We start from the raw sequence: 19388 nt of genomic DNA, 5'->3' as shown, positions 1-19388 counted from the left end.
TGTCATCTCGACCGGAGGCGGCGTTCTTTGCCGCCGGAGTGGAGAGACCTGCAGTTTGCTCGTACGAGCGATATTGCCTGCGCGAGCAAACTGCAGGTCTCTCCACTGCGCATGACATAAAGCCGTCATGCTTCGGTCGAGATGACAAGGTATGGGTAACTTTGGGAAAACTCTACACCTATGAGGAAACTGCTCTAAAGAAATCGCAAAAGCCTCAAGTAAGCCAAACACTCTGGCACGGCTTTTCTGCCACAACCGCACTTACAGGACGCGGCTGTGGCGATAGCCTTCGGCGGTGAGAGCGGCGAGCAGCTCTTCGACCTGCTCGCGACCGCGGGTCTCCATCGTAATGTCGATGGTCGTGTCGCCCAGGTTCACCCCGTAGTAGGCACGGTTGTAGAGCGTATCGACGATGTTGGCGCGGTGCCGGGCAATGATCACCGTGAGATCGGTGAGGGCGCCGGGGCGGTCGAGCAGGTGGATGCGCAGGCGGATCATACGGCCGTCCTGCACCAGGCCTCGCTCGATGATTCGGCTCAGCAGGGTGACGTCGATGTTGCCGCCACTGACGAGGACCGCGGTGCGCATGCCCTTCGGCAGCGAGGTGCGCTGCTGCAACAGAGCGGCCAGCGCGGTGGCTCCGGCACCTTCAGCGAGCGTCTTCTCGCGTTCGAGCAGGGTCAGGATCGAGCTGGCGATCTCGTCCTCGTCGACGGTGACGATCTCATCTACATATTTGTCGACGACGGGAAAAGTGACTTCGCCGGCGCGGCGCACGGCGATACCGTCGGCGATGGTGGTCGCGGGATCGAGCGTGGTGGGATGGTGGTCGCGGACGGCTGTCTGCATCGAAGGGAGACGCGAGGTCTGCACCCCGATGACGCGGATGCCCGGCTTCAATTCTTTGACCGCGCAGGCGACACCCCCGATGAGGCCGCCGCCGCCGATAGGCACGATCACCGCTTCAAGATTGTCGATCTGTTCCAGCAGCTCGAGCCCGATGGTTCCCTGCCCCGCCATGACGAGGGGGTCATCGAAGGGGTGGATGAAGGTCATGCCCTGCGCCTCGCACAGCCGGGTGGCCTCTGCGCAGGCCTCGTCATAGTTTGCGCCGTGCAGCACGACCTCCGCGCCGAAGCCGCGCGTGGCCGTGACTTTGACGAGCGGTGTGGTGATCGGCATTACGATGACGGCACGAATGCCGCGACGCGTCGCGTGATACGCCACACCCTGCGCGTGATTGCCGGCACTGGCGGCGACGACTCCGCGCGCGCCCTGTTCGGGGGTCAACGTGGCGATCTTGTTCAGAGCGCCACGCTCCTTGAAGCTGCCCGTCATCTGCAGGTTTTCGAGCTTCAGGAAGACTTCCTGCCCGGTAATGCGCGAGAGCATCTCGGAACGGGTTGCAGGCGTGAGGTAGATCGAACTGCCGATGCGTTCGCGGGCGGCGAGGGTATCGGCGAGCGTGAGAGCTGGAGTCGTGGAAGGCATTGCGTCTATGGTAGTGCTTTTATGGGATGGGCTGTAAGGGAGGCGGGGTGGTGGTCTTTGCTTTTACCTTTCTTGCTTGTCATTCCCGGAGGGAATCTGCTTCCTCCCGCTTTTAACAGTTGTGGAGACAGGTCATGCTCTTTAGTTGTTGCCCATGCTTTTCTGGTGGTGCGAGCAAAGAACGGGAGACAGCAGGTTCGCTCGCTGCGCTCGGAATGACAAGCCAGAAAAGCGAAGGCAAAGACAAAAGCAAAAGCAGATTTCCTTCGGGAATGACAAGCAAGAAAGGCAAAGACAAGAACAACAACAAAGGCAGCTTCGCTACCGGCTGAAGTGCGTCTGCTGCTTCTCGCGATGGCGTTCCAGCGCAAGCTCTATCAGGCGATCGATGAGCTTCGAATAGTTAACGCCGCTTGCCCCCCATAGCTTGGGATACATGCTGATCGAGGTAAAGCCCGGCAGCGTATTGATCTCGTTCAGCACAATCTCCGCAGGCTTGCCCTTGGAGGCAGGAGCCATCAGAAAGTCCACACGTGCCAGCCCCGCGCAGTCGCAGGCGCGGAAGGCCGCAATGGCCATCGCACGAATCTTCTTCTCTTCGGCCTTCGTGAGTTTCGCCGGGATGATGCTGACGCTCTCATCCGCGCCGTTGAGCTCGTACTTGGCCTCGTAGTCGTAGAACTCCTTCGCAGGCACGATTTCGCCCACCACCGAGGCCTCAGGCGTGTCATTACCCAGCACCGCGACTTCGAGCTCACGCGGCTTGACTCCGGGGCCGCCGACTCCCTGCTCGATGACGATTTTGCGGTCGAAGCTCGCGGCGAGGTCCATCGCAACGGCGAGGTCCGCGCGCGACTTCACCTTGCTGATACCGACCGAGCTGCCCAGGTTCGCGGGCTTTACGAAGACGGGGTATTGCAACGTCTTTTCGATGAGGCGCGTGGACTTCTTCGCGTCGGCGCGCCACTCGCTGCGCAGTAGGGTGACGTGCGGCGTCATGGGCAGGCCCGCGGCGAAGAACATGCGCTTCATCGCGTCCTTATCCATGCCTGCGGACGAACCGAGCACGCCCGAACCGACATAGGCGATGTCAGCTAGCTCGAAGAGACCCTGAATGGTGCCGTCTTCGCCGAAGGTACCGTGCAACACCGGGAAGACCACATCGAGGCCCGTGCCCGCAGCGGGTTCGGCCGCAGCCGCGGCGATGGTGAGACCGGTTTCGCCGCTGAGGTCTTCGCTCGGCTGCGATTCCCCGCCGAGCAGCGCCTGGGCGGCGGAGCTTTGCAGCCAGCGGCCTTCTTTGGTGATGCCTAACTCGACCACATCGTACTTTTTGCGGTCGATTGCTTTGAGAATGGAGCGAGCGGAACGTAGCGAGATCTCGTGCTCGCCGCTCTTGCCCCCAAACAGAATGCCTACGCGTAGTTTTTTCTTTGCCATGTCAGTTCAAGTGTCGGACAGAGTGGGGCTGTGGGGGTTGGCAATGCGAGGGGGTGAACCTGGGTGTGTACTCGGGGTTGGTTCTTGCTTTTGCTTTTGCCTTTCTGTTTGTCATTCCGAGCGCAGCGAGCGAACCTGCTTCCTCCCGTTCTTCGGTCGTACTGCCCAACTAAAGATGGGAGCGAAAACTCGAAAAGTATGGCTTGTGCCGATACCTAATGGTTTGCGGTGACACGATCAAAAAACGGGAGAAAGCAGGTTCGCTCGCTGCGCTCGGAATGACAAGCAAGAAAACCAAGAACAAAGGCAAACTACACGTTGAACTTGAAGAACAGGATGTCGCCGTCCTTCACGATATATTCCTTGCCTTCCGACCGCAGCAGACCTTTTTCCTTCACGGCCTGCTCGCTGCCCAACGCAAACAGATCGCTCGACGCGTAGCAGTCGGCCTTGATGAAGCCGCGCTCGAAGTCCGAGTGAATCACGCCGGCAGCGCCGGGAGCCTTGGTACCGCGCTTGATCGTCCACGCACGGACCTCCTGTACGCCGGAGGTGAAGTAGGTGATGAGTCCCAGCAGGCGATAGGCGGCGTGAATCAGGCGGTTGAGGCCCGGCTCTTCCAGTCCTGCAGCTTCGAGGAACTCAGCCCGCTCGGCTGGCTCAAGCTGTGCAATCTCAGCCTCCATCGCGCCGCAGATGCGGACGACTTCGGAGTTCTCTTCGGCGGCGCGCTGCTCGACGATCTTTGTGTACTCGTTACCCGCGGCAATACCGTCTTCATCAACGTTGGCAACGTAGAGTTGCGGCTTCATGGTGATGAGGAAGAGGTCGCGAGCCACCAGCTTCTCATCGTCTTCCAGCTCCGCGGTACGTGCGGGTTTGCCGGCGTTCAGAACGACAAGGAGCTTCTGGATGGTGGAGAGCTCCGACTTCTGCGCAGCAGTAGCAGACTGAGACTTCGCCGCCTTCTCCGCCTTCGTCAGGCGCTTTTCAACCGTGTCGAGATCCGCCAGCAGGAGCTCTGTATTGATGATGTCCATATCGTGCTGAGGGTTGACACCGCCCGCGACGTGGATGACTTCCGGGTCGGCGAAGCAGCGAACAACGTGAAGGATGGCATCGGTCTGGCGAATGTGGCTGAGAAACTGGTTGCCCAGCCCTTCACCCTTGCTGGCTCCTTCTACGATGCCGGCGATGTCGACGAACTCCATCGTGGTGGGAACGATGGAATTAGGCTTGACCATCGTCACGATACGATCCATGCGCACGTCAGGCACGGGCACGATGCCGACGTTGGGGTCGATGGTGCAAAAGGGGTAGTTCGCAGCCTGGGCCTTGGAGGCCGTCAGCGCGTTGAAGATGGTGGACTTGCCGACGTTCGGCAGACCTACGATTCCGCAGTTCAGGGGCATTCTGTTCAGTTTCCTTCTCTTCTATTGGAACATGGGCGGGGCAGGAACAAGCAAAAGCCTTGACGCAAAGTGCGCGAAGGAAGAGCGACAAGTTTCGCCACGGCTACGGTGGCGTTCTTTGCGTCAAGGCTTTTTAAGGATGCTTACGGTGTGGGAGGCTGCAGGCGTTCCGCCGCGTGTTTGCCTATTTTTTTCAGGGCTTTCGTCATCTTCCTGCGGTCCTCCGGGTCCAGGACCTGCATCAGTGCGTCGATCTCCCTGGTGTGCGCCGCAAATACCTGCTGGATCAGGGTGCGGCCCTTGGGCGTCAGATCGACGATGCGCACCCGGCGATCGGACTCGCTTTCGATCCTCGTTACCAGCCCCCGGCTGTGCAGCCGGTCGACCGCGACGCTGATAGACCCCGGGGTCAGAAAGACCTTGGGCCCCAGGACGTTCACCGGCAGAGGCCCCTTGTGCAGCAGGGCCTCCAGCACCCGAAAGTCAGAGTCGCCGAGACCGCTGTCGCGCAGCGTGTGCATGGCGTACGCTGAGATCGACTGGAAGGCCTTCATCAGGACAAGCCACAGATGCACTCCGTCAGACTTCCTGTCCTTTTCCGGCTTTTGCATCGTTTTCATATATATTGACATCAATATACTTGATAACGAGGCAAGTGCGCCAAAAATAGACGCGGAAAGAGGAATGATGCAGATCGGTATCGATAGCTTTGTGGAGACAGTGACCGGCACGAACCGCCCGGAGGGCGAGCTGGGAGTGCAGCGCGTTCGCGAGCTGCTGGAAGAGGTCGAGCTGGCGGACCGCGTCGGGCTGGATGTCTACGGAATCGGCGAACACCATCGCGAGGAGTACATCGCCTCCTCACCCGCCATTCTGCTCGCCGCTGCGGCGGCGCGGACGAAGAACATCCGCCTGACCAGCGCGGTGACGGTGCTCAGTTCCGACGATCCCGTGCGGGTCTTCCAGGACTTCGCCACAGTCGATCTGATCTCAGCGGGGCGGGCGGAGATCGTTGTGGGACGCGGCTCGTTCATCGAGTCCTATCCGCTGTTTGGGTATGACCTGCAGCACTATGACGAGCTCTTCGCCGAAAAACTCGACCTGCTGCTGAAGCTGCGTGAAGAGACCCGCGTGCAGTGGGAGGGCAAGCATCGCCCCTCGCTGACGGGCCAGGGCGTTTGGCCGAGGCCTGCCCAGGACGTGTTGCCGATACGGCTCGGCGTGGGTGGAACACCAGCGTCGTTTGTCCGCGCAGGCATACTGGGTCTGCCCCTGACGGTGGCGATCATCGGCGGCGAGCCGCACCGGTTTCGCCCGATGATCGACCTGTATCGCCAGGCCGGTCTGCGGGCGGGACATGCGCCGGAGACGCTGGACGTTGCCATCCATGGAATCGGCTTCGTCGCCGATACTACGGAACAGGCGGCGGATGACCTGTGGCCGTATCTCTCGATGGCCTTTACCCGGATCGGGCGCGAGCGCGGCTGGCCTCCGACGACGCGGGCGGCCTATGATGCCCAGCGCAGCGAGCAGGGGGCATACTTTATCGGCGACCCCGAGACGGTGGCGAAGAAGATGCGGTATGTCGATGAGGTGCTGGGCGGCGTCTCGCGCATTACCCTGATGCTGAGCGGCGGTCCGCTGCCGCATGCCAAGATGCTGCGCACGATCGAGATGCTGGGGACGCAGGTGCGGCCGTTGGTGAATGGGTAAGACCGTAGTTGATTATCAATCTCGCCACAAAAGCGTCATCCTGAGCGAAGCGTCCCGGCTTTTGGGGACGCGGAGTCGAAGGACCCCGAAGGCTGTAATCCTGCCCATGCCCTTTGCCCCTTTTCTACCTCAAGCGCTTGAGGCCCGGACGTTCGTGCTGGAGAAGGTTCCGACACTATGGGTAAGATCAAGTCCCTCGGGGTCCTTCGACTTCGCACCTCGCAAAAAAACGCGAGGCGCTTCGCTCAGGATGACGATTCCGTGGGGACTGGAAAAAACATGTGGTCGAAATTAGTTCCCGGCGTCTCACAAGAACTGCCACCGAAGCCATCGGGGCCTCCGCGAAAGCTCGGCATCTCTTTGCATTAAAAACCACGACCATGTTGTAGGCTGGTTGCGAGGTGAAGACGATGCAGCGTGTTCGAGTGATCTGTGCGACGGCAATTTTGGCTGGATTGGTTACAACCGGGGCGGCGATGGCGCAGGCCCATGCAGGCACACCCCCAACAGCACCCGCAGGCAGCGGCCAGGCCAATGTCCCGACAGGGCCAGCGGCTGAGGTGCAGCATTACTATGCCGGTGTAAAGGCCAACATCCTTAAATCGGCCACCGAGATGCCGGACGACGCCTATCCCTTCAAGCCGGAGCCCGACATCCGCACCTTTGCCCGGGTCGTGAACCACGTTACCGAAGCCCAGTTGCGCAGCTGTGGCGCGGTCAACCACACCGCTGCTGCCGACCTCTTCAAGGTCCCGGCCGAGACGGCAGACAAGGCAACGATCCTCGAGGCACTGAAGGCTTCGTTTGCGGAGTGCGACAAGGCCTATGCGTCGGCGACCGATACCAACCTGGCCGAGATGTTTACGCTGGGCAAGGCGAGTCGTTCGCGCGTAGGACTTCTCTGGGGCAATGCGTCGCACGACAATGAGCAGTACGCGACCCTCGCGCTGTATATGCGCCTGAAGGGACTTACCCCTCCGAGCAGCGAGAAGTAGCGGCAGCTAAGCATCTTATTCCTGCGATCGAGCCGTCTATTTGATCTGACTACGATTCACCAGATGAGAGGTTCGGCATGGCATCGGCGTATGGGGCTCGAGTTCGAGCTGTTCTCTGGATCGCACTGATTGCGGGCCTGGTCTTTGTTGGCCTGCAATTTGTTCGCCCCACGCTGACCAACCCTCCGGTCACGGCGGAGCTTCAGGCTCCGCCGGAGGTTCGCGCTGTGCTGCGGCAGTCCTGCTATAGCTGCCACTCCAATGAGACGAAGCTGCCGTGGTTCGACCAGGTGGTGCCCGCGTACTGGCTTGTGAACAAAGACGTAAAGGAGGCGCGGGCGCACCTGAACTTCTCCGAGATCGGCAAGCTCCCCGCCGCCCAGCAGAAGGGCGCGCTGTTCGAAGCCGTGAACATGATTCAGATGGGCGCGATGCCGCTGCCGTCGTATCTGCGGGTACATCCGGGGGCCGCGGTTTCGGCCGAGAACCTGAAGGTGCTGCGCGACTATCTGATGCCGCCCGCGGGTGCGGCTCCGGCAGCCGATACCAGTGCGGCTGATGCACAGTACAAGGGCTGGATCACAGCCAGTGGCGCGCCGTTGAAGGTGCAGGCCGAGTTCAACGGCGTCGAGTTCCTGCCGGACTATAAGAACTGGAAGGCCATCAGCAGCACCGATCGCCCCGACAACCACACGATGCGCGAGATCCTGGGCAACGATGTTGCGATCAAGGCCATCGCCGAGCACCACATCAATCCGTGGCCGGATGGCACAGCTTTCGCCAAGGTCGCATGGGCCCAGCAGCCGGATGGCAAGGGAGCCGTACAGACCGGCGCCTTCATCCAGGTGGAGCTCATGATTCGCGACAGCAAGAAGTACGCCTCAAGCAAAGGCTGGGGTTGGGGTCGCTGGCGCGGCATGGACCTGAAACCCTATGGCAAGAACGCAGACTTCACCAACGAGTGCATCGGCTGCCATGAACCGGTACGTCCAAACGACTACGTCTACACGATGCCGCTGGGAGGTCAACAGTGAGAGTGCGACTGATGCTGTTAGCTCCCGGTGTAGTTCTGATGTGCGGTCTTGCTGGTTGCACCAAAACGAATCCGCGCGTGGTGACGGCTCTGAACACCAACGCGATGCTGGGCAGTGAGTTGCCCTCGAATCCCCTGCAGAACCGCGTCATTACCTCGTGGATCGACAAGAACGCCGGAACGATGTCGACGCTCTACGGCAACGATACTGCCGTGCAATATGCCCGGACGGGGGCGCAGTCGGGCTATCCTGCCGGGTCGGCACTGTCGGTGGTGACGTGGACGCAGCAGGAAGATCCGCGCTGGTTTGGCGGGAATATTCCGGCGGCGGCGAAGTCGGTCGAGTATGTGACGATCGCTCCGGACCAGCACTTTACCTACCAGCGATATGAGGGTTCGCCGTTGAAGCAGGTGGATGAAGAAGCGGGTGTTACACCGAACGAGCGTACGGCGTATCTGCTGGCGCAACGGGCTGCGGTGATGCCGTAGGTTTTGTACTACCGACAATCTTGCCTTTCGTCGTCATCCTGAAGCGTAGCTGAAGGACCCCCGCATTTTGCACGATGCCGGAGAGAGCGAATACGGCCTATGCAGGCACCATCTGTCGCGCTCTTTGCCTGCCTAGAGCATACGTGGCTACCCCAATGCGGGGGTCCTTCGCCTACGGCTCAGGATGACGACGAAAAACAAAAGCTAAACCTTTCGTCGCCACTCCGTCGGCGTAACGCCCGCGCTCTGCCGAAAGACCCTCGAAAACTGGCTCGCGCCTGCAAATCCCGTGGCGGAGGCGACCTGTTCGATGCTCCACTCCGGCCGCAGCAGAAGTTCCTTCGCACGCTGCACCCTGCGCTGCACGATGTACTGATGCGGCGTCGCACCGATGCTCTGCCGGAAGGAACGCGCAAAGTGGAAGGGGCTCAGGCCTGCCAGCTCCGCCAGATCCTGCAAACGAAGATCGCGGTCGAGGCTCTCTTCGATATAGGCAAGCACATGCTTGAGGCGCGGCTGGGAGAGGCCGCCCTTCAGCGGAACCAGCGCTGACGAGGTGTGTCCGTACTTGCGGATCAGCGCAATCGACAGGGACATCCCCAGCAGGTCGCCGTAGAGAGAACCCATCGGCCAGCCCGCAGCCATCTCACGATCCATTTCTGTTAATAGAAGCTGCAGTTGCTCGTCCTGAAACGACCACTGGTTGTCGAAGTCGTACAGGCCTTTGAGCTCCATCTGCTCAGCGGCCTGCCGCAGCAGCGCCGGCTGGATGGAGGTGACGATGCGCTGCGAGGGGCCGTGCCAAAGCATGCTGTCGCGCGTTCCGGGGCTGAGAAAGATGAGATTTCCCACACCCGAGTGCACCCGCCCGCTGCGCCCGGAGGAGTTCCAGTCCATCTCGACCGGACCGCTGGTCTGCAGGTGCAGGCAGAAGGTATCGTGCTCATGCACGGGGATGGCGACGGCACCGAGACGGTGCTTCTCCATCACCAGGCCGGTCCAGGGCGAGCGCGAGTTGTCGATGAGCGGCCGGCCGGGAAGGAGCGGTACGGACCTCGTTCCGACCAGCACGGATACCCGTTTCGCGGAGGGGAGATCGGGTTTTGCGGAAGAAGGAGACGCAAGCGGGCCTGCGTCCTGCCGCGTCCTGCTGTCCGCTATTTTCCCGGGCCGAGGCATTGGCTGTCTCCTGCTCCATCATAGTTCCCGCAAGAATCGTCAAGCCGCAGCAAGATCGGAGCGATGGCTTAGGATGCGATCCGTTATCTCTTTAACTGAGGTACACGAAGATGGGTCTCATCCAGGGCATTGTCGATGGCTTCATCATCACGGTAGGCATTACCCCACCCACTCCTGAGAAAAAGCGCGGCGCGACGATCTTTATCGCGACAGGGCTGATTGGGACGGTCGGGGGCGTTATAGCCTTGTTTATTTTTCTGGTTACGCGGGGCCTGCACTAGTCATCGTGCGGCCCTATGTCACCGGGTGAACCACGCGCAATCCAAGATGCTTCTCGAAGGGATTGAAGTCGTGGTCATGATGCAATAGCGAGTGCCCCTCGCGGAGGCAGAAGGTGGCGATGAGGCAGTCGATCGTCGTGCGAACGGTGATACCGCGACGCCGCAGTGCCCGATAGTTCTGCGCCGAGGCTACTGCAAGAGTCTCCCCACCCGTAGAAAAGACTTCGAAGCGCGAGAGTTCGCGACGAACCTTTTTGAGATCGGCATCAGCGCGAATCACCTGCAGAATCTCGCACAGGATAAGATCCGTAAGCCCAAGGCGCTGATGGTCTACCTGGGCATCCAACCAGGCGGTCTGCGCATTGGTTCTGCCCGCGAGGTAATCAATCCAGACCGTCGTGTCGACGATAACCATGATCAGTCCCGAACGCGGCTCCGGCGAAGTTCCGCGAGATCGCCTTCCCATTGAATCTTGCCGCGAAGCTTGCGGATGCCGCCCTGCGCCTTGGTTTGGATCAGCAGGCGCAAGGCCGCTTCGACGGCGGCACGCTTGGTGGGTTCACCACTCGAACGCAAAGCCTCGGCCATCAGTTGGTCGTCGATTTCGATGTTGGTTCGCATGAAGACTCCGATGTGTAAGGATGGCATATTTTGGTGTATTCGTGCCAGTGATTCATGCCCGGTGCCTATCTTAGGAGTGAGGCAACCCACCTAAGACAGGCACCACAAGGCTTTGTGGTTCCATTAGTTATTCCGCCCGCTCCAACTCACGGACGTACTCGATGACGGCCTCGCTCCAGCCGTCGATGTGCGACCACGCTCCGTAGCCTACGCCGTTGCGCGCGCTGGCTACGTTGATCACATAGCCACGGCCCTTCGGCGCGGGTACGCGATCGTGTGACTGTTCGTCCGTGATGACGAGGATGCGGTCGTACTTCTCCTTTACCGCCTCCAGCGCCGCACCGAGATTCGTCCCTCCGTGCGGCTGGCTCGCCTCCATCGCATCGCGCAGTGCAAAGCCACGCCGCGGCGGAACCCGAACAGCACCAACCGAGAAGGTATAGACGCTCACCTTCTCCGCGATCTCGCGCAGCAGCACCGCAAGACCGTAGGCCGCGTCGGTGCGCAGCATCTCCGAACGGCGAGAGAGAGGCACGACCATGCTGCCTGAGACGTCGACCAGCAGCACCGTGTGACCGACAAGCTTTTCGCGCTCGGCGACTGCGCGGAACATCGCAGCCTCCAGCTCCTCCTCCCACTGCGGGGCATAACGCGCCGCAGCAAGAAAGCGGAAGGGCAGAACGCGATCGGTCTTCATCGTGCCGAGAGCTGAGACCACCAGCTTCTCGTCGACTCCCGCAGCCTTCATGTTGCGAAGGTTGCGCAGCAGGGCGAGCGCGCCAAGCTTGTTCTCTGCAAGCAGACGCTCCCAGTGCGCACGCTTGTCGCCCGCACTGGCCGAGAGTGCGACCTCCCAGGTATCGGGCGTCGCAAGCTCACCATCGACCAGCCGCTTCCAGACCGCAGCCTGCTCCGCATCTCGCGGCTTCGCGTGGCACAGGAACAGCACATCGCGAAGCCGAACAACGCCCGCGCGATCGTACTTCGCGAGCGCGTACTCGTCGAACTTCGGGAACGCCGCTGCAAGACCCTTCTTCACCTGCCCCGAGAGAGGTGCACGGCCATCGGCCCAGTAGATTGCGACGAACTCGGCGAGCTCGTCGGCACGCTGGATCACGCGAGCCAGCGTCTCCGCTACAAACGCGCGGTGCGTGGCGTGGCGCGCCATCTCGCGGACGAGCAGCAGCGGCGCATGGCGCAGCTTCATCGCCGTGCGGGCCTCGACCGCGAGCGCGGCAACCTTTTCTGCCGCGACCTTCGGCACGAGTTCGCGGATGCGTCCCGCGATGGCGACGCCGTCCTCATAGAACTCGTTCTCCCACAGCATGCAGGCGAGCACGCTGCGCCGCAGCGCAAGCTCCGGGGTGATGGCTACAGCCGGCGCACCCTCATGGGTGCGGGGCCGAGCGAGATGGGCAAACTTCAGGATGTTCAGTTTCATCACGCACCTCCTTATAAAGTGCACTTACAAAAATCGCCGGGGAACAAAGTGGCAACAGCATAGCCAAGTGCTCTGCCAGTTGAGCTACACGAGCTTGCGCTTGTGGCAGGATTCGAACCTGCAACACCTTAGTCCGAAGGAGCTGTTACCTACGCCACCGGCGAAGGTGTTAATCATCGTCATCGTCGTACTCGTCCTCATCGGGTTCTCCGACAGTGACCGCTGCTTCGCGGAAGCCGATGCCGACTTTGAAACCTACGGGTTTCAAAGGACCGGGAGCCACATTGATAGCGAGCTTCTTCATCTCGTCCCAACTGGGACGATTCTTGTCGTAGTAACCCGTGCACTCATAGATATTGAACGGAACTACGATGTTGGGATGAACGTTGTCGCAGATCGTAATCAACTCCGACTCGCGATAGCCGGTCATGATCTGCGCACTCGTACACGTTCTGCATAGCGACACCGAACCTACCGGTGTGCCGCCTTTGACATAGGCCTTGCCCATAACAAAGCTCTTCTTTCTAACCAGCCCTCTCGCTGGAACGGGTTATTGGCCGGGGAATAAATCGAGAACAGACTAGATGCTCTACCCACTGAGCTACACGGACTTACACCCGTGGCAGGGCTCGAACCTGCGACCATCTGCGTCATAGGCGAAGTAACTGTTCTCTGCGCCACCGGCCAAACTTTTCTCTATCGCAAACGATGCGTATTCCAGGGAACTACCGAGACGAGTTCGGAGTAAGTGCAACTACGGAACCTTGTGCTTCGAGGCAACGCCTCCGTTCCACAGTGTCTTTCTCTCCGGCAGGCCTTCCGGGCCTGCGTAGTTAGGTGTGGAAGTAACTCGTCTCTATCACCACTGGAACTTACTCTCGTGCAGACGCAGATCCGCGGCTGCGCGAGAAGCGCATTCCTGTCAGGGAATAATCCGTCATGGCAGATGGGATTCGAACCCAATCCTTGCGGATTTGCCAGAAGTAGCCATAAAGTGCGCCACTGACAGGACTACCGGGGGAATCAGCGAAGACAGTGGTATGGGTCGAGTGACAGTCGAAGTACCTGTCCTCTTTCACCACCCGGTAGATCTAGTTATGCGTGCGATTGTGCGTAGGATCGTCCGCCGAGGGCTAGGACCAGATTAAGAAAAAAGCCCGGCGATCGCCGCAGAGACTTATTCTCTCTGGGGACCTACGCATCGTGTTGTGCGATTGATATTTCATCGGGCTGCTCCTACGCAGATGTTACTTTGCCAGTTACTCAGGAAAAAGGCAAGTGAATTCATAGAAATATTTAGTTTTATTTTATGGAACGATTATTGCGTTTTAGGAAAGACCTTACCGAGATCCTTCGCCGGGACGATGTAAGGCCGATGGTGATTCTTATCGTGGAAGACTACGGCGATGTCTTCTCGCGATTTCGTTCCCGCCCAAACGTAATGGAGTTGGTTATAGCGCTTGGATTCAACAAGAGAGTATTCGGCAGGTTCGTTCGGGTGAACGATGTAAATCGCATAGGGATCGTAGGTGGTGGCGTAGACAGAATCCTTGCTTGCCTCTGAGTAGGCTTGCGAGAGAGTGGCTTTACCTATGATGACTGGCGAACCATCTTCGAGTTGAGTGAAGTTCGAGGTGTCGAATTGATCGAGCTCGAGGACTTTGTAGGGCGAACCATCTTCGTGAAAGCCGACGACAAGAACAGGCGCGGCATCGCTGGCCCCGGCGTCTCCAATGAAGAAGAGGAGAGTATGAGGTTTGGCCTCAGAGGTGTAGTGCGCGAGGAAGAAGAGACGTGAACGATCGAGAACGAGACCACGGATGGGATCGGCAGGTTGCAGGCCTGGGCCCTCTGGCTTGCTGAGGTACTGGAGGTCGCTCTTCGCGATGAGACGGTAGGTGCGGCCGTCTATGCGGAACTGGATCGCGTGAAAGGATTTGTCGAAACCGGGCTGGAGCGTGACGTGGATGGAGATGTTGACGTTAGTCTCGGGTAGATGCAGGGTGGTGGGGATGAGCTGCGTTGACGCGAGGGTACAAGTAACCGTTAGAGCGATTGCGGCAGCGAGGAGGCAGCGGCGGATCATAGGCGCTCAGAATACACCGTGAGCGCCCGACAAAAAGCAGATTAGTCGTTCCGGCTTCGCCTTCACTCTGGCCTGCGGCAGCGAGGTAGATATCTTCGCCACGGGATTTGTGGCAGGGTTGAAACCCTGCCCTTCCGATTTATGCAAGACACAGACAATAGGCGAGAGCGGCTTGAGCTGTGACATGAATGCGCGCTTGTCGCAAAACGCGATAAGCCTGCAGGTCCGCAACACTAACTAAATATTTCTGCCAAAGGTTTCGTCGACGCGCGAAGAGATACGGAAATAGAGGAAGATGGCAATCGACGCCAAGATGTTGATCATGGAGTAGAAGGCTTCTTGTATGGCTTTTGACTGACCGAGGTTTGGATGTTGGAAGTATTGAAGGGTGAAATAGACCTGCAGGAAGCCATAGAAGAGGCGTGCCAGCAAGTGAATTCTAAGCCACGGAAAAGCTGCGTTTGACCTGGACCAAGTCAGGACACCGGCCACCAAGCTCGTAAGCGCAAGAATGGCATAGATCATCATCATGTACCAGACCTCTGACGTCTGAAACATCTGGACCATTTTGAACGGTCCGAGGAATGTGAGCGCAATGCAGAAGTAAAGCAGCCATCCGCCCACTGCCCGATGCGATGGTTGCACTTCGGGAGTGGGTGGATTGGCGTAGTCACTCATCATGGGTAGATCCTGTTCAGCGTCCTTGCGAACGGAATCGTCTCACGCACATGCTCTAACCCGCAGATCCACGCAACGGCACGCTCAATGCCCATACCGAAGCCCGAGTGCGGAACGCTGCCGTACTTGCGCAGGTCGAGATACCACTGGAAGGCCGCGAGCGGCAGGTTGTGCTGCTCGATGCGGGACTTGAGCAGGTCGTAGCTGTCTACGCGCTGTGAGCCGCCGATGATCTCGCCGTAGCCTTCGGGCGCGAGCACGTCCACGCAGAGGGCCTTGGTCGGGTCGTTGGGATCAGGCTGCATGTAGAAGGCCTTTACCTCGGCCGGGTAGCGGTGCACCATCACCGGCTTATCGAACTGGTTCGAGATATAGGTCTCGTCGGGCGAGCCGAAGTCGTCACCGTAGGTGTGCGCATTTTCGATCAGGCCCTTGGCGTGGGCTTCGACCAGCATCTGGTGGGCTTCGTCGTAGCTGAGGCGCGGGAACTCACCCGGGGCGGCAACGGCTTCCAGCTTGGAGACCTCTTTGCCGATCACCTTCAGGTCGGCGCGATGGGTTTCGAGCACGCGCGTGACGATGTGCGTCAGGAAGCCCTCGGCCAGGCCCATCAGGCCGTCGAGGTCGAGGTAGGTGACCTCGGGTTCGATCATCCAGAACTCCGTGAGGTGGCGGCGGGTCTTGGACTTCTCCGCGCGGAAGGTCGGGCCGAAGGAGTAGACCTTGCCCAGCGCGAGCGCCGTGGCTTCGATATAGAGCTGGCCGCTCTGCGTGAGGTAGGCCTTGTCGTCGTCGAAGTAGTCCATCTCGAACAGCTCGCTGGTTCCTTCGCAGGCATTGGGCGTGAGAATCGGTGGATCGGTGCGGATGAAGCCGTTGGTGTCGAAGTACTCCGCCGCCGCCCGCATGATCGTCGCGCGCACGCGCAGGATCGCCGACTGGCGCGGGGTGCGCAGCCAGAGGTGGCGGTGCTCCATGAGGAAGTCGACGCCGTGCTCCTTGAGCGAGATAGGGTAGGGTGTCTCGTCGGCGATGCGCTGCGTCACGGTGACATTCTCGACGTCGAGTTCGAAGCCGCTGGGCGCGCGGCTATCGGCGCGGACCTTGCCGGTGACGACGACACTCGACTCCAGCGTGAGGTTCTTGAGGGTCTCGAAGACCTCTTCCGCCACCGCCGCCTTGGGGACGATGCCCTGGATGGTGCCGGAGCCGTCGCGGAAGGTCGGGAAGAGCAGCTTGCCCGAGGAGCGCAGGTTGTAGAGCCAGCCGCGGAGCGTGATGGTCTGGCCTTCGTGCTGGCCGAGGGTGGCGATGGTCGTGACGGGAGCGGGGTTTATTTCGGTGGACATGAGATGTCTAGTTTACGCGGTGGCTTGTATTTGCCGTTGCCTTTGCTTTTCTGGCTGTCATTCCGAGTGAAACGAGCGAACCTGCTTCCTCCCGTTTTTTGCCCATGCCGGCACATGCGTAATGCTCCGGCAATGCTGCACTCTTTTAGTGATACCCGTGCTTTCTGGTGATACGACCGAAGAACGGGAGGAAGCAGGTTCACTCGCTGCGCCTCGGAATGACAACCAGAAAGGCAAGAGCAAAAACAAAAAAACAACGGCTATTACTGCGCCACCACCCCAAGCTTCTTCCAAGCCGCCCGGAACTCCGTCTCGATCTGCTTCATATCCTCGCCAAGCTCATGAGCGATCTCGAGGATGCCCACAGGAGGCTGCTTGAGTGCCGCAATCCGCTTCGCGACGCTATCCCAGTCAATCGTTCCGCTCCCCGGCCAGAGGTGCTCGTCCTTGCCGTTTTCGGGCCGGTTGCCGAGGTTGTCGTGCAGGTGCAGCTCCGTGATGCGGTCGCCAAAGTCCTCGAAGGCCTGTGCGATGCCGTCTTTCGCTTCTTGGTCGCGGGTTTCGGGCTGCGGTTCCACGAGGTTCGCGTGGCCGGTGTCGAGGCAGAAGCCTACGTTGTCGAAGTGGCCTGCGCGAACGATCTCCACCAGGTGCGCCGGGGTGGCGACTTCGTTGTTCAGGTTCTCGAGCAGCAACTGCATGCCAAGCGGCGAGGAGAAGGCCTTGAGGTGTTCGATCGCGGTCATCGAATCGTCGAGCGCGCGCGTGTTCCAGCGGTCGCCCTTGAGGCCGAGGTGGATCACGCAGGAGCGGAACGGTATCTGCTCGGCGGATTCGAGAGCGCGCTTGACCTCGTCCATGGCCTCGATGCGCGTGGACTTGTTCAGGTCGATGAGATTGATGACAGGTGCGGTGTGGCGGCTCCAGTTGGAGTCTTCGTCGCTGCTGAAGAGCGGCATATGCAGCGAGGCGTCGACGTTGTTGGAGCGAAACCAGTTGGCCAACTCACGCACGGCGCCGCGGTCCGCGTAATCGAAGTGATGCCGTGCGGCAAAGACCTCCACGGCGGTGGCGCCACCGCGCGTGAGCGCATCGAGCAACCCCGGCGTGAGGCGTTGCGCCAGAAAGACGTGAGTCGAGATTCCCTGTTTCATGTGCTATACAGGCTACCGCATGGAAGTGTAAGTGGATGTGAATTGCAGCGGGAATCCCTCGTACCTCCATGAAACCGCAGCCTCTTGTGCGTTAAAAACGCCAGCTTCGATACAATCGTAGGTTGGAAGCCACGAAGGAGCCGCACCCGCCGATGAGTTGGTTTAAGCGCGATACCCATGAGATCGTCCCCACACCGGACCACGAGGTCCGCACCCAGGGGCTCTGGACCAAGTGCGGCAACTGCGGCAAGACGCTCTGGAAGGCCGAGTTGGAGAGCAATCTCCAGGTCTGCCCGCACTGCGGCTACCACTTCAAGTTCGACGCGCGCTCCCGCATTGAGAACCTGCTCGAGCCCGGTTACGAGCTGGTCGATCTTGACCTGCGGTCGACCGATCCGCTGAACTTCACCGATCTCAAGCCCTACAAGCAGCGCCTGGCGCAGGCCCAGAAGAAGACCGGCCTGAACGACGCCATCATCAACGCCGTCGGCAGGATCGGCGAGCAGGACGTGGTGCTCTCAGTGATGGAATACGGCTTTATCGGCGGCTCGATGGGTGCGGTGGTAGGAGAGACGATCGCCCGTGCCGTCGACCGTTCGCTGGCGACGCGGCATCCGCTCATCATCATCTCGGCCTCCGGCGGAGCGCGCATGATGGAGGGCATCGCCAGCTTGATGCAGTTGGCGAAGGTGTCGTCAGGCCTGGCGAGAATGGACGACGAAAAGATTCCGTACATCTCTCTGATGACCGACCCCACGACCGGCGGCGTGACCGCGAGCTTTGCCATGCTGGGCGATCTGAACATCGCCGAGCCGGGCGCGCTGATCGGCTTTGCAGGCCCGCGCGTCATCGAACAGACGATCCGGCAGAAGCTCCCCGAGGGCTTCCAACGCTCTGAGTTCCTGCTGCAGCACGGGTTTCTGGACGCGATCGTGCCACGCAAGGAGCTGAAGAGTTACCTGGCGAAGACGCTGGACTGGATGACGGCGAGCAACAACACGCAGCCTCCGGCTTAGTACCAAAGCCATGCACGAAGCCCAGCCATCACGCACCGCACTACGCGTAGCCCTGCGCCGCGCCGCACACCAGATCCACGATGACGCTCCGCTGGTCTTTGACGACCCGCTCGCCGTGCGCATCCTCGGGCCGGAGCACCGCGAAGAGCTGAACCGCACTCCCAACAGCATTAAGCGCCCCTTTTCGGCGGCGTTGCGAGCCTTTATGGTTGCGCGGGCGCGGTTGGCGGAGGATACGCTCTCCCACAGCGTTGCTGCCAACGGCACGCGACAGTACCTCGTTCTCGGGGCGGGGCTCGACACCTTTGCCTATCGCAATCCTCATCCTCAGGTGCGGGTCTTCGAGGTCGACCACCCCGCGACGCAGGCCTGGAAGCGTGAGTGCCTGGCTGCCGCGGGCATCGCGATTCCCGAGACGATGCAGTTTGTCCCGGTCGACTTCGAGCGGCAGTCGTTGACGGAAGAACTGCACGCCGCGGGCTTCGACAGCACCCTGCCGACGGTGACCGCGTGGCTCGGCGTGGTGCCGTACCTCACGCTGGAGGCCTTTCGTGCGACGACCACGTTGCTCGGTAGTTTTGCCGCAGGCAGCCAGGTGATCTTCGACTACGCGCAGCCGCGTGAGGTCCTGCCTCCGGTGGAGCAGCAGATGCTGGATTCGATGTCCGAACGTGTCGCGTTGTCGGGTGAACCGTTTCAGCGATTCTTTACGCCGGAGGCGCTGGCTACGGAGCTCGCCCTGGCCGGATTGCGAGTGGTCGAAGACCTCGATAGCACCTCCCTGACCGCTAGATACTTCAGCGGGCGGAGCGATGGATTGTTGCTGCGTGGTAAGGGCGGGCGGGTGTGCGTGGCGCAGAGCGGGTAAGGTTTGCCTTTGTTCTTGCTTTTCTAGTTTGTCATTCCGAGCGCAGCGAGCGAATCTGCTTCCTCCCGTTCTTCGCTCGTACTACCTAGAAAAATATGGGCAAGCTCAAAGAGCATGGCCTGTGCAGACGGCTGTTAAAAGC

The 19388-nt window shown here is 60.2% G+C and carries 21 protein-coding genes; 8 read left to right on the top strand and 13 right to left on the bottom strand.

Translation table 11 applies throughout. The annotated features are described in order from the left end of the window. Positions 1-261: 261 nt before the first annotated feature. Positions 262-1491, bottom strand: a complete 1230-nt coding sequence (gene ilvA / locus ACIX8_RS00375) for a threonine ammonia-lyase (protein WP_014263317.1) — start codon at positions 1489-1491, stop codon at positions 262-264. 134 nt (positions 1492-1625) lie between these two features. On the opposite strand from ilvA, the gene ACIX8_RS00370 reads away from it, so the two are divergent. Next, positions 1626-1823 (top strand): hypothetical protein, encoded by a 198-nt coding sequence (locus ACIX8_RS00370; RefSeq protein WP_014263316.1) that lies wholly within the window; start codon positions 1626-1628, stop codon positions 1821-1823. Here ACIX8_RS00370 and ACIX8_RS00365 read toward each other — a convergent pair. From ACIX8_RS00365 to ACIX8_RS00355, 3 genes are all read right to left on the bottom strand, one after another. Then, on the bottom strand, positions 1813-2931 hold the full coding sequence (locus ACIX8_RS00365; RefSeq protein WP_014263315.1) for a D-alanine--D-alanine ligase family protein: 1119 nt from the start codon (positions 2929-2931) through the stop codon (positions 1813-1815). The genes ACIX8_RS00370 and ACIX8_RS00365 overlap by 11 nt on opposite strands. 311 nt (positions 2932-3242) lie before the next feature. Further along, positions 3243-4343, bottom strand: coding sequence for a redox-regulated ATPase YchF (gene ychF / locus ACIX8_RS00360; RefSeq protein WP_014263314.1), 1101 nt, complete (start codon positions 4341-4343; stop codon positions 3243-3245). Between the two features lie 143 nt (positions 4344-4486). Beyond that, positions 4487-4954, bottom strand: coding sequence for a MarR family winged helix-turn-helix transcriptional regulator (locus tag ACIX8_RS00355; RefSeq protein ID WP_150110435.1), 468 nt, complete (start codon positions 4952-4954; stop codon positions 4487-4489). Between the two features lie 73 nt (positions 4955-5027). Between ACIX8_RS00355 and ACIX8_RS00350 the strand changes: the two genes are divergently transcribed. From ACIX8_RS00350 to ACIX8_RS00335, 4 genes are all read left to right on the top strand, one after another. Then, positions 5028-6056 (top strand): LLM class flavin-dependent oxidoreductase, encoded by a 1029-nt coding sequence (locus ACIX8_RS00350; protein WP_014263312.1) that lies wholly within the window; start codon positions 5028-5030, stop codon positions 6054-6056. Between the two features lie 410 nt (positions 6057-6466). After that, the gene (locus tag ACIX8_RS00345; protein ID WP_014263311.1) at positions 6467-7051 is read left to right on the top strand and encodes a DinB family protein; all 585 of its coding nucleotides are present in this window, start codon (positions 6467-6469) and stop codon (positions 7049-7051) included. Between the two features lie 77 nt (positions 7052-7128). Further along, entirely contained in the window at positions 7129-8085 is a 957-nt protein-coding gene (locus tag ACIX8_RS00340) for a heme-binding domain-containing protein (RefSeq protein ID WP_044175902.1), read from the top strand. Continuing rightward, the gene (locus ACIX8_RS00335; RefSeq protein ID WP_150110434.1) at positions 8082-8573 is read left to right on the top strand and encodes a cytochrome P460 family protein; all 492 of its coding nucleotides are present in this window, start codon (positions 8082-8084) and stop codon (positions 8571-8573) included. The genes ACIX8_RS00340 and ACIX8_RS00335 overlap by 4 nt, the downstream gene beginning before the upstream one ends. 204 nt (positions 8574-8777) lie before the next feature. On the opposite strand, the gene ACIX8_RS24270 is transcribed toward ACIX8_RS00335, so the two are convergent. Further along, positions 8778-9752 carry a helix-turn-helix domain-containing protein gene (locus ACIX8_RS24270; RefSeq protein ID WP_014263310.1) on the bottom strand — a complete coding sequence of 325 codons (975 nt, stop codon included), beginning with the start codon at positions 9750-9752 and terminating at the stop codon, positions 8778-8780. Between the two features lie 110 nt (positions 9753-9862). Here ACIX8_RS24270 and ACIX8_RS25800 point away from each other — a divergent pair, with 110 nt between their 5' ends. Beyond that, on the top strand, positions 9863-10033 hold the full coding sequence (locus ACIX8_RS25800) for a hypothetical protein (protein WP_014263309.1): 171 nt from the start codon (positions 9863-9865) through the stop codon (positions 10031-10033). Between the two features lie 13 nt (positions 10034-10046). On the opposite strand, the gene vapC is transcribed toward ACIX8_RS25800, so the two are convergent. The 8 genes from vapC to ACIX8_RS00290 form a co-directional block, all read right to left on the bottom strand. Beyond that, complete coding sequence (vapC, locus tag ACIX8_RS00325; protein ID WP_014263308.1) at positions 10047-10448, bottom strand: type II toxin-antitoxin system VapC family toxin; 402 nt, start codon at positions 10446-10448, stop codon at positions 10047-10049. A gap of 2 nt (positions 10449-10450) precedes the next feature. Further along, positions 10451-10654 (bottom strand): type II toxin-antitoxin system VapB family antitoxin, encoded by a 204-nt coding sequence (locus ACIX8_RS00320; RefSeq protein WP_014263307.1) that lies wholly within the window; start codon positions 10652-10654, stop codon positions 10451-10453. A 127-nt stretch (positions 10655-10781) separates the two neighbouring features. After that, positions 10782-12095, bottom strand: a complete 1314-nt coding sequence (locus ACIX8_RS00315) for a TROVE domain-containing protein (protein ID WP_014263306.1) — start codon at positions 12093-12095, stop codon at positions 10782-10784. A gap of 169 nt (positions 12096-12264) precedes the next feature. Next, the gene (locus tag ACIX8_RS00310; RefSeq protein WP_014263305.1) at positions 12265-12603 is read right to left on the bottom strand and encodes a hypothetical protein; all 339 of its coding nucleotides are present in this window, start codon (positions 12601-12603) and stop codon (positions 12265-12267) included. 810 nt (positions 12604-13413) lie between these two features. Then, the gene (locus ACIX8_RS00305) at positions 13414-14181 is read right to left on the bottom strand and encodes a hypothetical protein (RefSeq protein ID WP_014263304.1); all 768 of its coding nucleotides are present in this window, start codon (positions 14179-14181) and stop codon (positions 13414-13416) included. A gap of 237 nt (positions 14182-14418) precedes the next feature. Next, positions 14419-14862 (bottom strand): hypothetical protein, encoded by a 444-nt coding sequence (locus tag ACIX8_RS00300; RefSeq protein ID WP_014263303.1) that lies wholly within the window; start codon positions 14860-14862, stop codon positions 14419-14421. Further along, positions 14859-16208: an asparagine--tRNA ligase gene (gene asnS / locus ACIX8_RS00295; protein ID WP_014263302.1), complete on the bottom strand. Its 1350-nt coding sequence runs from the start codon at positions 16206-16208 to the stop codon at positions 14859-14861. The genes ACIX8_RS00300 and asnS overlap by 4 nt, the downstream gene beginning before the upstream one ends. Before the next feature lie 263 nt (positions 16209-16471). Then, complete coding sequence (locus ACIX8_RS00290) at positions 16472-17362, bottom strand: sugar phosphate isomerase/epimerase family protein (protein WP_014263301.1); 891 nt, start codon at positions 17360-17362, stop codon at positions 16472-16474. A 152-nt stretch (positions 17363-17514) separates the two neighbouring features. On the opposite strand from ACIX8_RS00290, the gene accD reads away from it, so the two are divergent. Continuing rightward, on the top strand, positions 17515-18378 hold the full coding sequence (gene accD, locus ACIX8_RS00285) for an acetyl-CoA carboxylase, carboxyltransferase subunit beta (protein WP_014263300.1): 864 nt from the start codon (positions 17515-17517) through the stop codon (positions 18376-18378). Positions 18379-18388: 10 nt separating this feature from the next. Further along, positions 18389-19246 carry a class I SAM-dependent methyltransferase gene (locus ACIX8_RS00280; protein WP_014263299.1) on the top strand — a complete coding sequence of 286 codons (858 nt, stop codon included), beginning with the start codon at positions 18389-18391 and terminating at the stop codon, positions 19244-19246. Positions 19247-19388: the final 142 nt, after the last annotated feature.

This window comes from Granulicella mallensis MP5ACTX8 (assembly GCF_000178955.2).
Taxonomy (GTDB): domain Bacteria; phylum Acidobacteriota; class Terriglobia; order Terriglobales; family Acidobacteriaceae; genus Granulicella; species Granulicella mallensis.
Note: the sequence above shows the minus strand (reverse complement) of the source record. Positions and strands in the feature narration are given on the sequence as shown.